The sequence below is a fragment of the Stieleria sp. genome (assembly GCF_041595215.1).
GTDB classification, from domain to species: Bacteria; Planctomycetota; Planctomycetia; order Pirellulales; family Pirellulaceae; genus Stieleria; species Stieleria magnilauensis.
This window is the reverse complement of record NZ_JBFHKV010000060.1, coordinates 1-15,543: the sequence shown is the minus strand read 5'-3', so window position 1 is coordinate 15,543 and position 15,543 is coordinate 1. Positions and strand designations below refer to the sequence as shown.

At 60.0% G+C, this 15,543-nt stretch carries 12 protein-coding genes; 5 read left to right on the top strand and 7 right to left on the bottom strand.

The window, feature by feature from the left end:
• Together ABX749_RS04165 and ABX749_RS04160 are read right to left on the bottom strand one after the other, a co-directional pair.
• Window positions 1-668 (bottom strand): NAD(P)/FAD-dependent oxidoreductase (locus ABX749_RS04165; protein ID WP_372894888.1); only part of this gene is annotated, 668 nt, incomplete at its 3' end.
• Window positions 665-1,399, bottom strand: a complete 735-nt coding sequence (locus tag ABX749_RS04160; protein ID WP_372894887.1) for a radical SAM protein — start codon at window positions 1,397-1,399, stop codon at window positions 665-667. The genes ABX749_RS04160 and ABX749_RS04165, both read right to left, overlap by 4 nt.
• Here ABX749_RS04160 and ABX749_RS04155 point away from each other — a divergent pair.
• The 3 genes from ABX749_RS04155 to ABX749_RS04145 all read left to right on the top strand — a co-directional run bounded on the left by ABX749_RS04155 (window position 1,385) and on the right by ABX749_RS04145 (window position 5,217).
• Window positions 1,385-1,765: a hypothetical protein gene (locus ABX749_RS04155; RefSeq protein ID WP_372894886.1), complete on the top strand. Its 381-nt coding sequence runs from the start codon at window positions 1,385-1,387 to the stop codon at window positions 1,763-1,765. The two genes, ABX749_RS04160 and ABX749_RS04155, sit on opposite strands and share 15 nt — an antisense overlap.
• A gap of 1,379 nt (window positions 1,766-3,144) precedes the next feature.
• Window positions 3,145-4,131, top strand: coding sequence for a zinc-dependent peptidase (locus ABX749_RS04150; protein ID WP_372894885.1), 987 nt, complete (start codon window positions 3,145-3,147; stop codon window positions 4,129-4,131).
• Window positions 4,132-4,167: 36 nt separating this feature from the next.
• Window positions 4,168-5,217 (top strand): low specificity L-threonine aldolase, encoded by a 1,050-nt coding sequence (locus tag ABX749_RS04145; protein WP_372894884.1) that lies wholly within the window; start codon window positions 4,168-4,170, stop codon window positions 5,215-5,217.
• A 140-nt stretch (window positions 5,218-5,357) separates the two neighbouring features.
• Here ABX749_RS04145 and ABX749_RS04140 read toward each other — a convergent pair whose 3' ends face one another.
• From ABX749_RS04140 to ABX749_RS04125, 4 genes are all read right to left on the bottom strand, one after another.
• Window positions 5,358-7,079 (bottom strand): di-heme oxidoredictase family protein, encoded by a 1,722-nt coding sequence (locus ABX749_RS04140; RefSeq protein WP_372894883.1) that lies wholly within the window; start codon window positions 7,077-7,079, stop codon window positions 5,358-5,360.
• Window positions 7,080-7,228: 149 nt separating this feature from the next.
• The gene (locus ABX749_RS04135) at window positions 7,229-8,959 is read right to left on the bottom strand and encodes a DUF1598 domain-containing protein (RefSeq protein ID WP_372894882.1); all 1,731 of its coding nucleotides are present in this window, start codon (window positions 8,957-8,959) and stop codon (window positions 7,229-7,231) included.
• A 179-nt stretch (window positions 8,960-9,138) separates the two neighbouring features.
• Window positions 9,139-9,912: an arginyltransferase gene (locus tag ABX749_RS04130; RefSeq protein WP_372894881.1), complete on the bottom strand. Its 774-nt coding sequence runs from the start codon at window positions 9,910-9,912 to the stop codon at window positions 9,139-9,141.
• A gap of 84 nt (window positions 9,913-9,996) precedes the next feature.
• Window positions 9,997-11,397 (bottom strand): DUF1598 domain-containing protein, encoded by a 1,401-nt coding sequence (locus ABX749_RS04125; RefSeq protein WP_372894880.1) that lies wholly within the window; start codon window positions 11,395-11,397, stop codon window positions 9,997-9,999.
• A gap of 331 nt (window positions 11,398-11,728) precedes the next feature.
• Between ABX749_RS04125 and gnd the strand changes: the two genes are divergently transcribed.
• Together gnd and ABX749_RS04115 are read left to right on the top strand one after the other, a co-directional pair.
• Window positions 11,729-13,207, top strand: coding sequence for a decarboxylating NADP(+)-dependent phosphogluconate dehydrogenase (gene gnd, locus ABX749_RS04120; RefSeq protein WP_372894879.1), 1,479 nt, complete (start codon window positions 11,729-11,731; stop codon window positions 13,205-13,207).
• A gap of 28 nt (window positions 13,208-13,235) precedes the next feature.
• Entirely contained in the window at window positions 13,236-14,348 is a 1,113-nt protein-coding gene (locus ABX749_RS04115; protein ID WP_372894878.1) for a hypothetical protein, read from the top strand.
• A gap of 9 nt (window positions 14,349-14,357) precedes the next feature.
• On the opposite strand, the gene ABX749_RS04110 is transcribed toward ABX749_RS04115, so the two are convergent.
• The gene (locus tag ABX749_RS04110; protein ID WP_095739365.1) at window positions 14,358-14,705 is read right to left on the bottom strand and encodes a hypothetical protein; all 348 of its coding nucleotides are present in this window, start codon (window positions 14,703-14,705) and stop codon (window positions 14,358-14,360) included.
• Window positions 14,706-15,543 lie beyond the last annotated feature (838 nt).

Sequence of the window (15,543 nt, the reverse complement as noted above, 5' to 3'; positions counted from 1 at the left end):
GAATTAAAAACATCCGAGTATGACTCGACGCCGCGGAAATGGGCAAACGCGGCGCACGTCTTGGTGTTCAATCGATCCGTCATCGGGGCCACACCCAGCAATCGCGCCGATACGGCCGCCGCCCCGGACGCATCAACGACGAAACCTGCTGTGATGCGATCGCCGGACGCGAGGCCAAGTCGTGCTTGGGATGAATCCGAAAAATCCAGCGACGTCACCGCGACGCCTTCCCTTGCTTCGACGCCCGCGTCCAAGGCTTTCTGAAACAGATAGGCATCGACGTCACTGCGGTACCAGTGCGTGTCGCTGTTTTCGTCCGTTGGGCTGGCTGCGACGATCAGCGACCGCTGGCCGACGTGAGACTCGAGATTCCAGTGGCGATGATCGAAGTAGCTAAATCCGCGTTTCATCCCGCAAGCGACTTCCGGCAGCGTCTGTTGCCAACGGCCATAGGCGGAAAGGTTTTCCAAGTCGGCAAGACCATATTGTTGCCCGAGCCGGCGGAGTAGCAGGTCGGCGATCGGCGTGGAAGATTCCCCGATCGCGAATCGGGGGTGCTTTGCCGCATCAAGCAAGGCCACGCGGCGGCCGCGTGATGCCAAGATTCTGGCCAGGATCGATCCAGAAAACCCGGAACCGATGATGGCAACGTCGAACCGCTGACTCATAACAGGCTCGCGTTCTGGTGAAGGATGGCGGATTCGAATCGGTCCAACAGACGCCGACGCGGTTCATTCAACTCAGCGCTCGCGATGTCCCAAAGGTCCACGCTCAGGCACGCGGCGGTGCCCATCTCGGCCAGCGAATCGGCAAACAGGTCCACCAGATGTTCCAGTTCGACCGGTGTCAATGAATCCGCCGTGCCGTTCCAGCCGTGACCGACCCGGGCGGGAATCAAACTGATGTGGCGTGCTCCGGTGTGGATCGCATGACGGATGGACAGTCGCGCCCATCGCATCGATTCTTTCACCGACAGACCTGGCGCGCCCACGATCAAGAACACACGCAGATCGATGCCTGCGGAAATCAGCGAGTTTGCATAGCGATCAAAATCGTCCCGAGACATCTGCTTGCCCAGGCGTTTCAGCATTCTCGGCTGCACCGTTTCCAACCCCACGGCGACCTCCAGCTTGCCGGCGACGTGTTCACCGAACCGATCATGGCGGCGGCTACCGAAACGCGGATGGTTCTCGATGATCACGCGATCATAGCCGCTGCAGAGTTGACCGATCGAGGCGTAGTCTGGCGGCGGTATACTGGACGGATCAAAGAAATTGCCACTGTTGTACAACTTGATCCAAGAGGCGGGTTCGAGACGTTGTTGGGCGTAGCGAATCTGCGTCGGAATCGCCCCCGGTTGCGATGGCTGCGACAACGTGTTGCGGTGCAAGTCGCACATCGAGCAACCGATCGGGCATCGGCTGGCGGTCAAGAAGACGGTGGCGACATCGACGATGCACCTGTTTCCGCAGCCATCCCGGGTCGGCTCGCGTTCGTTCAGGAAAGCGTAGGGGCGCTGGGGGTCGAGCACGGCGGACAATACAGTGACGCGAAAATGAACAATGCGATCGAGGAATGCCCGAATTGTAACGCACGCATCCACGGCCGCGCACCGCAGTGTCCGTGGTGTGGCCAGCCACGTGACTTGGCTGATCTGCAACCCGTTCGAAAACGCCTGTCGTTGGGGGCGTTGATCACCATCTTGACGTTGGCCGCACTGTTGCTGTGGCTGATGTCGTTGAAACCGCCCGGTGCGGTCCCCTAAACCGGCCCGTCGGAACTGTCATATCCGGAACTGCCGCGCGAGCCGTTGCGATGCAATCACCGTCGCGGGCTTGATCTTTAATTCTTCAAGGAAAACAAGGGGAAGCATTGCGAGCAAGACGATAGCCACTTCTGCACGAGAGAACACGGTCAACGATCCGTCGAACTCGTGAAGCAAACGCTGCAAAACCAAACGGTAGTGTCGGCGAGTGATGATCGAACTAGCAAGACACGATCTGGCAAGTGCTCACCGGCACGGGTCACCACCACCACCGATTCAGCAGCGCGAAGCGCTGGCAAGACCCTTCCAAAACTAATTCATGGAGAATCACGATGCGTCGTGTAATCGTACCTGCTTTGTTGGCCGTCGCTCTGGTCGCAAGCACCTCGTCAAACGCAAGCGCGTTTGGCCTGTTGGACCGACTTTGTAAAAGCGGTTGTGACACCGGCTGTGCAGCTGAACCCGCTTGTGGCTGTGAAGTCGCTTGCGAACCTGCCTGCGGATGTGAAGTGGCCGTTCCTTGTGGATGTGCAGCCGAGCCGATGTGCGGCTGTGAAGTTGTCGATCCTTGCGGCTGCGACAGCGGCTGCAAAAAGCATGGCGGACTGCTCGCCAAGCTGTTCGGAAAGCATCGCGGATGCGGATGCGATGCGGGTTGCTGCGACCTCGAGCCGGCTTGCGGTTGCGAAGTTGCTGCTCCTTGCTGTGCACCCGCACCGGCCTGTGGCTGCGAAGTTGCAGCTCCGGCTTGCGGATGCGAAGTCCCGGCTTGCGACAGCTGCTGCGGACCGAAAAAGAGTCACTTCGGCTTGCTGAAGAAACTGTTCAGCAAGAAGAGCTGCGGCGGATGCGACATGGGTTGCGCCGCTGAGCCGACTTGCGGTTGCGAAATCATCGAGCCGGCTTGCGGATGCGAAGTCGCTGCTCCTTGCGGATGCAACTGAGATTTAGAAAGAGATGCCGAGGATCGGGATAATCTTCCTCGAGGAGTTCCCGCCAAGCACCCTGTTCCAACCGGCTGACTTCGGGAGACGACTCACATCTTCTCCCTGGTGAGTGACCCGAGTCAGCTGTGCAACGCTCCGAGCCGATTCCGATTTCGAAGCGAATATCTCGAAAGCCCCGATGGTTTGAAAAAGCCATCGGGGCTTTTTTTTTGGCCGGTGCTCCATCTCAGAGTGGTGCCAGACGCTATCGCTTTGGGGGCGATCCCGTTCGCGTTGATTAGGGGGCGTCGCGATCCAATCAACATCACGCGACATTGTCCGTTGGGGTGACTGGCTGATGTGGCGTGTCTCATCAGGGTACGATGGCAGGTGCGTCGGTCGGCAGCAATGCGACCGTAGACTCTTCCACCTCCGCCCTCAACCCATCGGCTGATGCTCGAAACTCCTTCGTCCGTCCGCGCCAATCAGCGCACCGCGATCGTGATCGCGGTGGTGGTGGCCGCCACAGGGATGCTGTTGGCGATCGTGTCGCCGCTTTGGCTGATCAGTCTGACGCTGGCGCCGCTGGCGTACTGGTGGTGGCGGCGGCGAACACTCCGCCGGGTGAGGGTGATGGCCGAACCGTTTCCGAGCGAGCTGGAATCCGCACTGCAGCAGCATGTCGCATACTTTCGTGCCCTCGATGATGCCGGCCGCGAACGATTCCGCAATCTCGTCAAAGTTTTTTTGGACGAAACTCCGATCACCGGCATTCGCACCGACGTCGACACCACCACGCGGGCGCTTGTGGCCGCCAGCGCCATCATCCCCGTCTTCGGGTTTGACGATTGGGAGTACTCGGGGTTGGGAGAGGTGTTGATCTACCCCAATGCGTTCGGCGACGATTACAGCACGTCGGGAGAAAACGACAACGTCGATCGTCGGACCTTGGGCATGATCGGTGTCGGGCACTTGAGCGGCGTGATGATTCTGTCCAAGCCCGATCTGCTATCGGGATTTGAAAACCCCGAAGACAAACGCAACGTCGGGATTCACGAGTTTGCGCATCTGGTCGACAAGGCCGATGGCAGCGTCGATGGGATGCCGCCGGGGGCAAGCATCGCGACCGCGGGGCCATGGATTCAGTGGATCGGGGAAGAACTCAAAAACAAACCGCATGGGCGTCACCACATTGATCAATACGCCTACACCAACGAAGCGGAATACTTTGCGGTGTTGTCGGAATACTTTTTCGAAGCCCCCGACGTGCTGCAGTCCAAGGCACCGCAGATCTACGACATGCTGCAGCAAATGTATCGCCAGAACACGCGCAGCTTTCTATCCGGTGTCACGCGTCGGCCCAAGCGGGTGAGGCGGAATGCCAAGTGCCCTTGTGGGAGCGGGAAAAAGTTCAAACACTGCTGTCGGCGGAAACGGTAGACGCGACTCAACCCTCTTTCATGACGATTCGATTCCATGTTTTTTGCCAGTGACAATTGGGCCGGCGCGGCCGACGAAATCGCCGCCTCCCTGCAGCGACATTCGGGCGGTTTCTCGCCCGCCTATGGCGCCAGTGACCTCGATCAGCAATTGGAACAACGCTTCAATGAGTTGTTCGAGCGTGAAGTCGCGGTGTTTTTCGTCGGCACCGGAACCGCAGCCAATTCGTTGGCGCTGTCGGCGGTCAATCGCCCCGGTGGATTTGTGCTCTGCCATCGCGAGGCTCATTTGATCGAAGACGAATGCGGCGCTCCGGAATTCTTTACGTCCGGCGCCCGACTGGCACCGATCGATGGTTCGTTCGGGAAGATCGATCCGAATGCACTGCGCCGCGGTCTGCAACGCTTCGATCCCGAATTCGTCCACCACGGTCAACCGATGGCGGTCAGTGTGACCCAGGCGACCGAAGTCGGGACCGTTTATACCAATGACGAGATCGCAGTCATCGCCGAACACACCCACGCGTTCGGGTTGCCGTTGCACATGGACGGAGCACGATTCGCCAATGCCATGGTGCGATTGGGGTCGACGCCGGCCGAGATGACGTGGAAAAGCGGTGTCGATGTGCTTTCGTTCGGGGCGACAAAGAATGGGTGTTGGTGCGCCGAGGCACTGGTCTTTTTCGATCCCGCGCGGGCAAAACAATTGCCGTTCATCCGCAAGCGAGCGGCGCAGCTGTTCAGCAAAACAAGATTCATCGCCGCCCAGTTCCACGCCTACCTGGACGATGACCTGTGGATCCGGTTGGCCACGCACGCCAATGCGATGGCCGACCGATTGGCGGCGGGGATCGCGGCTGCGAACAATGTTTCGATCGGCTGGCCGTGCCAGTCAAACGAATTGTTCGTCACGATGCCGAAAGAGTTGGCCGGACGGTTGAAAGAACAAGGTGCGAGGTTTTATCCCTGGCCGGTCCCGGAAGAGTTTGAATCCAAATTGGCGGAGGGTCAGGGGCTGTATCGTCTGGTCACGTCGTTCGCCACGACGGAGGAACAGGTTGATCAATTCTTGGCGTTGATCGGCTGAGGGCGTGACTCGAGGAAGAGGGTGGCAAGACGATGGGGGCAAGACGATGGGGGCAGAATGGTGTGGCAGGCTGCTTCCCCTGAGTGCCTGTCATGATTCTGCCCCGTATCATTCCGCCATCGTCGTCCGCACCACTCGCCTCAACTTCGAGGCTGAGGAGCATTCGGCGGGGCGACCAGGGTGTTCAGGAATTCGATGACGGCTTGGCGGTCTTCCAGCGAGAGATTCAAGAACCGGTCACGTGTTCCCTTGGATTCGCCCTCGTGCATCGTGATCGCTTCGAGCAGCGTTTCCGCTCGGCCGTCGTGCATGTAAGGGGCTGAATCATGGACGCCCCACAGCGGCGGCGTCCTCCACTCTTGCGTGAAGTACGTCGTTTCCAAGTGCAACCGCGTGTAATCGGTGCGTGTTTGACGAATGTTCTGGGTGGACGTCGTTACATTCTCGGTGGTGTAGGTGTCTCGTCCCGAGGCGGTTCGTTCCCGATTGTTGCGGTTGACTTCGTTCTCGACCAAGCGAGTGTCTGTTTTGCTGGTTTGCCACGTCTTGGATTTACTTCGCTCGTTGACGAATCGAAGGGTCATGGGGGGGACTGGTGTGGCTGCAAACCGATATTCATTGCGCGACACGAACACACTGGAGCGTGTCGGGATGGCAGACCTGGCGGTACGGGTATTGATGCTGTTTGATTGTCGCGAGGTCATTCCGGTTGAACCGGGTTCCATCGAATATTTCCCGCCGTAGTAGGCGGTCCCCATGACGGTGTCGTCCACCATGGTGCGCGTGGTGATCGCTTCGGTATCAATCGCAAAGTCCATGCGTGTCACCGGCGTCGCGCGAACGATGTAGGGGTCGGCGGGGTTCAGGTCATAGGACTTCGGGCCCATGTCGTGCAGGAGCAGGTCGCTATAGATGCCTTGGGCCGGGCCGAGTGACGGGCGGTGGCAGACGGCGCATCCGATCGACGAAAACACTTGTTCGCCGCGGGCGGCCAGCATGCGGCGATCGGAATCTTGCGGGATCGCTCGCGTCGGAGCCGGCAATGCGGCAACGAACGCCGCCATCGCCCTGATTTGTGAGTCGGAGATGTCGAAGGTCGGGTTTTGATACGCCGGCGCCATCGGGTCGGCCGGTTGGTTGATTCGGCGGGTTTCCAGTCCGACTTCGGCCGCGCACGCTTGGTCACAAAAATCCAACAGCGACCTCACGTTGCCTCGCCATCCGAATTTGCCAATGCCGCCGCTGGCCAGCGTTGCCAATCGTCCGCTGATTTCCGGATGCTTGCTCTGCTCGCGTTCGACGGCCCGCAGTTGTTTTACAGTGACTTGATCGATCAGTCCGGCGCCGAACAGCGGAGTCGTATTCCGCTGGAACATGCGTGCGTGAATCGTCGTTTGGTAGGTGCCTTGGGTCGCCGTGTACAGGATCGGCGTGGCGTTGGCCAGTCGAACTTCGGCGGCATTGGTTGAACCACCGTTGTCGCTGAACAGGGCGGGGATCTTTTCCATGAAGGCCTGCCGGGACTGAGCAAACGCGGAGGTGCCGCCGTGGTGTGCCAGTGACAGCGAGTTGACAATGCCGGCTTGGGGATCGATGAACCCGGGGTGGAAACCGCGGATCGCCTGACGAATGACATCCTGGTTGATCGGGCCGCCGGAGACTTGCATCGATTCGATGCTGATCGATTTGGCGTTGAATTCGGCTTCGCCGGCGCCTCCGATCCCGCCCTGTCGGTGGCAGACGGCACAGGACTGGCCGTTGAACAGCGGGCCGAGCCCATCTTTACCCATCAACGCCGGGTTTTGCGGTGACCAATTCTTTTCGAATAGCTGCCGACCGATCGCGACCGTTTCGGGCGACACCGCCGAAACCCCTGACGCGCCAATCAACAGGCAACCAACCATCCAAACTAGCGCACTGACATTTCGACTAACCGTCCGACTTGGCAACATCATTGCCCCCGTAGGCATTGAGTAAAAGGATTGTCACAAACCGCCTTGCGACAGTCACGTCAGGGCGCGTCCCACCACCAATGATTCACCGTGATCGGTTGATGATTGGTGACAGACGTCTGGCCGGACAGTGTGGGGTAGGTGCCGATCGTCGGTTTGACAGTCGACTGTGGCGCCACGGAGACGCCACCGCTGGCAAGCAGCACGTGGTGACGTTGGCTGCCCTTGCGAACGCTGTGTAACGTGGCGATCGATTTAACTTGTTTGGGTGCGGGTAAAATCCAGTCCCTGGCATCGTCTTCGGCCGCCAGCCCCATCGCCAACGGGCGATGCACGTCTTGCGAACCGAATCGGTCGATCAGATGGGAGACCGCGGCGACCCGATACAGCGACTCGAGCGCGCCGTAGATGGGGTATTGGTCACGGATGCGAGACCAATGTTGATTGAACCCGGCGACGAATTGCGCACTACGCGGATCAACCGTTCGATCTCCGCGGCTACCGTCGGCCAACGCACGTTGGTTTTCACCGCTGAGCCGAATCGGGGTGCCGGCGATTTCAAAGACACGTTGCTCGTTGTCGCTGCGAACCGATTGCGGATTGGCCGTGAACCAAAGCCGCAGTAGCAATCCGTCCGGAGGGCCTTGCGCGATAAAATCGTCGACGACGTCCAAGTAGCTGTCGACGCCTTCAGGCATCGGTTGCTCGCCGAGGGCGAGTTGTTTCATGTGGCGGTCCGCTTCGACCATCAGCATGGCGACCGACGTGTCGCCCGCCGCACCAAACACCTCGACGCGCTGCATGCCGAGTGCTTCACGCAGTTTGTCGGCCGATTGACCGATCGGAATCTGCCCGGATCGAATCTCTGCGGCAACTTCCATCGCCGCTTGCATGCCGGCCGGTGTCGGATCGATCGTGCATCCGAACGGGGTGTTGGCGAACGTGGACGCCAAGCAGCGGGCCAGAAAGTCGCTTCGCAGCGTCGATCGCCCTGATTCACGATCCACATACCAACCTCGGTCCATATCAATCCCGCTCGTCGACGCGGCCAAGATGATGTCGTCGTCGGTCAGGATCAGGTACTCAATGTGCGACAGGCCGGCCAGATTCAACAGGCTATCGCCGAGCGGAACACCGGTCATCCGTCGCGTTGTGATTTCGTCACGCAGGCGACGTAGCGAAACGCAACGAAGTTTCGACGGGCTGCGCCAATCACGTGCCGAGGCGTCCGTGTCGCCGGACAGCAAGACGTCGAGATTCGCGATCGCCCCTCGGGCCCGCGATTGATCGTCGCTGGGCAGCAGTGCGATCTCGACTGTTCCCGACGGATCGACATAGACGCCCTGGGGATACGGCGCCATCGTGCTGTTGCCGCCGAGAGCTTCCCAGGTATCGGGAACCACGGTGGTTTCGATCAGCTGCATCAATGAATCAAAATCGGCGAACGCCCCGCCGCCCTGGACAGGCCCGCCGCGTGCGGCTCCGAGTGTCTGGTCGATCACGCTCTGGCGATTCGCCGGCGTCTCGATCTGGCGCACCGTCGCGGCGGCGGCCAGCGAATCACCCGAGAGCGATTGGGCCGTGGCGATCTGGGCCAACCAACCGTCGCGTGTGGTCGGCAACGAAGCCGGCGGCATCGATTTGGCGACCGCGAATTCTCCGGCACTGATGGCCTCGGTGGGATCATCGGGAGAAGCAGCGGTGCAGGAGTGCGACGCCACCAGCCCGGTGATGAAGAAGGTGAAGACGGCAGCGGAAACCAAGATCGCAATCCGGCGGTTTCGATTCATCACATATTCCTGACGTTGGTTCGTATGGTGATAGGAGTGCTTGGGGGCGGCGTCTACTACCGAACGGCTGGTAGTGAAAAAATCATGCCAATCAAATTATTTTGTGATTCGGTCATCCGTGGCGCGTTCCCGACACCTCAGCGTAGCAAAATGCTGCACCCAAGGTGTATCAATCTGCGTCAGGGGGCGCGCCACACGCCGCCGAGCAGGCGTTCCTGGGGGCGGAACCGTTCTTTGTAGTTCAAGTGGGGGTTTTCGGCGACAAACAGACCCAGATACACGTAGGTTCGCCCCGTTTGCAGGGCCCACTGAATCTGCTTGAGTACCGCCAGCGTGCCGATGCAGTAGCGTCCAAATTCGGGGTCGAAGTGCGTGTAGACGGCGTTGACGGACTCGCGGCCCAAGTCCACGATCGCGATTCCGATCAGTTTCCCGTCCAGGCGGAAGGTCAGTTCGGCGGTTTCGACGCAGGTTGCGACCAGGAATTCGTGGTAGTCGACCAAATCGGCCGGCCCGCGACGGCTGAGCTTTCTTGCACCGCGATGGGTATTAAAGAGTCGCAGTCGCTCGGGGTCGACGAGCACGCGTCCCCAGCTGATCTCCAGTTCTCGGTCGGATCGATTGAGGATCCGTTTCATCGATCGGGAGAGCTGGAACTGATGCACGTTGACGCGGGTGGGAATGCATTGTCTGCAATCGGGACACTGGGTCCGATACAGCATCGTACCGGCACGCCGGTAACCGAGTCGAAGCAAACGATCCAGGTCGTCGGGCAAGATCCGGCGTTTGGGATATTCCAGCGGCATGCGAGCCACTTTCCCGTCCAGATACGGGCATTCTTGCAGGGCGTCGTAGACGACCACCAACCCCGATTTGACGAAGTCGTCTTCGGAAGCGTCGACGACGAGCGGGTTCCGCTCATCGGACGGTTTCGGGGGTGACTCGTACTTCATAAAAAAACACTGGCCGCACGGAAAGTGATTCCCGACGGCCAGTGTAGCGTGGTTACGCTGTGTTGACGAATCAGCGGTTGGGAATCAGTCCCACCACCATTGACCGGGCTTCAATTCAGACGGTCCGGCGGACTGTTTGACTTCGTCGGTCTTTCCTTCGCGGTCGACGACCAGCGTCTCTTTGGCGAGTGCTTTTCGAGGGCTCATTTGCACACCGCCTCCGAGCGGCGTCATCAGCGTGTTGCCTCGCCAAACCGCATTGACGGCGGTCTCGACTTGCTCCGGCGCGGTGTAGGTTTGCACCGTCAGGGCCGACTCGTTGCCCAGGACCGGCATCGCCCATCCGGCTTGACCGTAGAAGTCTTGTTCTTGGATGTAGGCCGCAGCGATCGAGACGTCCATCAGTTGACGCAGCTCGGCATAGATTCGAACCCGGTCGGCAATCATCGGGAACTTGCTGGTGAATTCCTGGCAAAACGCCTGGCTGGCTTTGTTGACGCGACGAGTGATGGTTCGCTTTCCGCCGGCGACACGCTCGTTTTCGCCGACCAGTTGAACGCCGCGTTCGTTGATTTTCATCGCCAAACCGTCTTCGCTGACCGCGATGCCGTCATACCGGGGTTGGAAATACCATCGTTCCATCGCGTTGGCGGCGACCGCCGACGGGTTGGCTCGGTCGACGTAGCTTTGGAATCGCATCGGCAGGCGTTCCAGCCCGATCCCGATCAGTTTCATGCGATAGTCCGCTTCGACCAAGACGCGGGCGAAGTGGGTGTCGGTCGGGATGCCGCGAATGGAGACGTTTTGCAGTCCCAGATTGTTTTTCAATCCGTTGGCCAACCGAGCCGCATCGCTGGGTTGCACGCGGCCGCGAACCGAAGCCAGGAACTGTTGCATTCGCTGCAAGCCTTCTTCGGTCGGATCGATCGAAACGCTAATCACACCGGTCGCCGGCTGGCCGGGGGCGAAGGCGCGAAGGGCGGTGACGAGGTCTTCCAGCAGGACCGTCGGTTTACCGGACTCGATGCCGACAAAACGGTCGGTGGGGTCGGCGACAAAGCCTTCGGCCGGTCCGGCCACCACGATGTCGCGAGTTTCGGGGTAGTAGAAGACGTACTGGATCGACGTCAGGCCGGCCAGGGCTGACAGATCATCGCTGACGGCCTGTCCGGCGGCCAGTTGGTCTTGGATGGCTGCTTCCAGGCGTTGCAGCGAGACTTTTCGCAGTTTACTGCCCCGCATCAGGTCGTTGTCGCGCATTTGACGGGCAGCCATCAAACGTTGCTGGGCGACGCGGGGATCAAATTGACGGACTTTCAAGACGCCTTGAGCATCGACGTCGACGCCGGCGATCGGCTGGGCAAAGTTGTTGACCGTTCCACCGCCACCGCCGCCGCCAGTGTCTTGTCCGTAAACACTGGATCCGGACGAAAGGAAGGCTGCGGCGAGTGCGGCAAGCAAAAAGGAGCGGAAAAGACGTGTCATCGGTGAAACCAATTTCAAAACGCGGCCGAAGTGTGGGGCGCAGGGGGAAAAGTCACTTGCTGTGACAGTAATCAGTCGCGGGCGGATCGGCAAGAAACTACCGCGATTGAACCGAAATTGAGGCAAATCAGTGGTCCGAATCTGCCCCCGGATGGGGATTTCAAGGGCCCGGGGCGATTGATCGCCAGGTGCTGACGGTGCAAACACCATGCCGCACCGGTTCTATCTTAGCTCTCCGCCGACCCGATTGCCCCGCCCTTTCGGTTTTTTTGCTCTGCCGTAGAATCTGGCCTGACGGTCTGGAAACCACCTTCCCAACGAGTTTTTAAAGATGAGCGGCGATTGCGATTTCGGTTTGATTGGTTTGGCAGTCATGGGCGAGAACTTGGCCCTGAACGTTGAAAGTCGTGGGTACAAAGTCGCCGTGTACAACCGCACGACCAGCAAGGTCGACGAGTTGATCGCCGGCCGCGCCGCCGGCAAGAATTTCGTCGGTACCCACTCGATCGAAGAATTCGTCAAAGCGGTCAAACGCCCCCGCAAGTTGATGATGCTGGTCAAGGCCGGGCCGGCCGTCGACGCGATCATCGAGCAATTGCTGCCGCACTGCGAGCCCGGTGACATCATCATCGACGGCGGAAACGAGTACTACCTGAACACCGAACGCCGCACCAAACAGGTCGAAGAAGCCGGGTTGCTGTACGTCGGTTGCGGCGTCAGCGGAGGCGAAGAGGGGGCTCTGAAAGGTCCCAGTTTGATGCCCGGCGGGTCCGCCGAAGCTTGGCCGCACATCAAAGAGATGTTTCAGTCGATCGCTGCCAAAGTCGGCCCCAATAACGACATCCCCTGCTGCGAATGGCTGGGCAGCGGTGGCGCCGGCAACTACGTCAAAATGGTGCACAACGGCATCGAATACGGCGACATGCAGCTGATTTGCGAAGCCTATCAATTGTTGAGTGAACTCGGCGGGTTGACCAACGATGAATTGTATGACGTGTTCGACCAGTGGAACGACGGTGAACTGCAGAGTTACCTGATCGAAATCAGCCGCGATATCTTCAGCGTCAAGGACGACCAAGGCGGCGACGGTTACCTGGTCGACAAGATCATGGACGTCGCCGGGGCCAAGGGCACCGGGAAATGGATGAGCCAATTGGCGCTCGATCTGGGGGTCCCCAGCACGCTGGTCACCACCGCCGTCTTCGCCCGCGGGTTGTCGGCCCAAAAAGAGGCCCGCGTCCGAGCCAGCAAAACACTCAACGGCCCGGCCGAATCGTCGAATCCCGAAATGCGTGCCATCGCCGAGGCGCTCGTCGGCGATCGAGCCGAATTCGTCGAAGCGGTTCGGCAAGCACTTTACGCGTCCAAGATCGTCTCCTATGCCCAGGGCTTCGTGCAACTGCAAGCCGCCTCGGACGAACACAACTGGAATCTCGACTACGGTGCCGCCGCCTTGCTGTGGCGTGGGGGCTGTATCATTCGCGCCCAGTTCCTCGACCGCATCAAAGAAGCCTTTGACGCCGATCCGAACTTGGAAAACCTGCTGTTGGCCAAATACTTCGAGGACGCCGTCGAAAACGCGCAAGCAAAATGGCGCAAGGTCGTCGCGGTTGCGTCGGTCATGGGGATTCCCGTTCCCGCATTCAGCACCGCGCTGTGCTACTACGATGGCTATCGCATGGAACGATTACCGGCCAACCTGTTGCAAGCCCAACGTGACTACTTCGGTGCCCACACCTACAAGCGAGTCGACAAGGACGGCACGTTCCACAGCGAGTGGTTGCAGTTGCGCAAAACCCCCAAGGCATAACCATGCCCAGCACTCCTAAGGCATAACCATGCCCAGCGATCCGATCGTCTGTCCGTTTTGCCCGCTGTGCTGCGATGACGTGCGCGTCGATGTTGCCAGTGGCGAGACGGATGTGCCCTGTGAACTGGCTCAACTCGAATTGGCCGCGGCGGTTCAAACGCTTTCGGCCAGAATCGGATCGGAGTCGATCGATTCGATCGATTGGAACGCGTTGGGTGAATCGCTGTCGCTGCACCCGACTCCGGTCGTGGAATTCAACGGGGCAACGATCGCGGAAGCCAAACTGTTGGAGACGCTGGTCGCCGAGGGCCGGATCCAACTGCGAATCGCCGATGCCGCCTCCGCACGGGCGCTCGATCAAACGATTGCCCGCGACGGTTTGCTCGGCACCACGCTGGGCGACGCAGTCCGTCGTGCCGAGTATTTTTGGGTGATCGGCAATCTGGATCAGCACACGCCGCGATTGAAAGAACGGTTGAATCAGTCCGGCGCGGCGCTGGAATACACGCCCACCGCGACGATCGGTCTGCTTTCACGATTGCACGAACTGCTGGGCGGCTTGGCAAACGACGCGGCAGGAAACCCGGCGGCGATCGACCCGAGCGGGGCGGAACCCGATCGATTGCACGAGCATTTTCGAAACAGTCGTTCCACCGTGGTGGTGGTCGGTGAGGCAGCGTTTGAATCGGGCGAGGAAGTGATCGCCGGCGAGATGTTGTTGCGCTGGATCGCCCGCTGGAATGAGGCGGCGTTGCCGATCACCGGCGGGCACGACGGCGACGATCCGATCGTCTCACGCGTCACCCTGTTGCGGCTGACCGCTGACCAGAATTTGCGCACCGTGATCCGTTGGCGGAACAATCAAGTCGCGCCGTCGGATTTGTCGCCACCGCCCGTTGCGACGATTCGCGTCGGCAGTCCGGTCGGTGACGTCGCCGCTCCGGTGCGTCTGCAAATCGGCGGCGTCGATCCCGGCCAGTCGCTCGCGCACGCCTACCTGCCCGCCGCCGTACCGGGTGTCCATCATGCGGACACGACGATTCGCGGCGATGGTTCGGTCACGTTGCCGTTGGCCGGCTGGACGGACTCGACCTATCCCCGTCGAGCCGACGTGCTGCAACGAGTGCTCGGTGACGCGTAGCAGATTCTGCTAGGACGACGCCATCTGCGATTCCAGTTCCAACGCGAGCGCGGCTTCTTCGGCGATCTGAGCCGCGGTGCGACGTCGACGCTTGCGAGGTTTCGCGTTCATCCACTCTTTGGTCAACACTTCAAAAACCTCGGGCGTTTCGTAACGCACGATGTTTTTGCCTTCGGGCATTGGGCCGATCAGGCCGCGAAACACGGGCATCCCGCGGAGTGCCAGGTCGGTGCTGCAGTCATCAATGCCGATCTGCTGATGCGACTGCATCAGCGGAGCGATGGAGGGGTAATCGGAAATCATCAACGAACCATCACGGCCGCGTGTAACCACGCGGTAGGTGTCTTTCTTGGCCATGGTGCCTCCTAAAAAGGGAGTGGCGCTATATCGAAGTGGGAAGGCATCGATTGACCCATGAACCACGCGTCGTTGGGAGAGGGCGCGCAGCAACCGAGAGAGCCCTCAATGGTTTTTCAGCCAGAAGCTGCCGATTGGGAGGCGGCGAGCGACCGGATGATGCGTTGGAAGGAATCGCGGGCGAGCAGCGACGTCTGCCCAACCATCGTCGCGCCGATCATAGGGATCAAACGTGATCAGATAGTTTTTGGGGTCAGGACGGCAGACGTCGATGCTCCGATGCGCCGCGATCTCAACCGACGTAGGGAGGGAGGGTCGTCAGTTGCAAATCGATTCGAGGGTTAATCGAACAACTGTCATATCGACGCCCCAGTGGAACTCATGCACGAAAGTGTCGCGAATGTGGAGACAGCACCGTGAGGGCGGCGGTGCACAGTGATTGATACGTTCAACGAGAACCACGCTCGCAACGTGGAGGACAGTCGCAACAGGCACGTTGGCGGCGACCGTTGCGTTCGGCCACGCCGCTACAGACGGAAGAGACGGAATCACGCCGCCCCGAGAGCGACGGCTGATGATCGTGCGACATCGGACGGCTCGCGCCGTTCCGCTACCTTCGTCAATTGTTAGCGGCAGGGCGCGAGCCCTCCGGTCAATCGGGCAGTTTTGCGGCTGCTACCGGACGGCTCGCGCCGTTCCGCTACCTTCGTCAATTGTTAGCGGTAGGGCGCGAGCCCTCCGGTCTTTCGGGCTTTTTTGCAGCTGCTACCGGACGGCTCGCGCCGTTCCGCTACCTTCGTCAATTGTTAGCGGTAGGGCGCGAGCCCTCCGGTCTTTC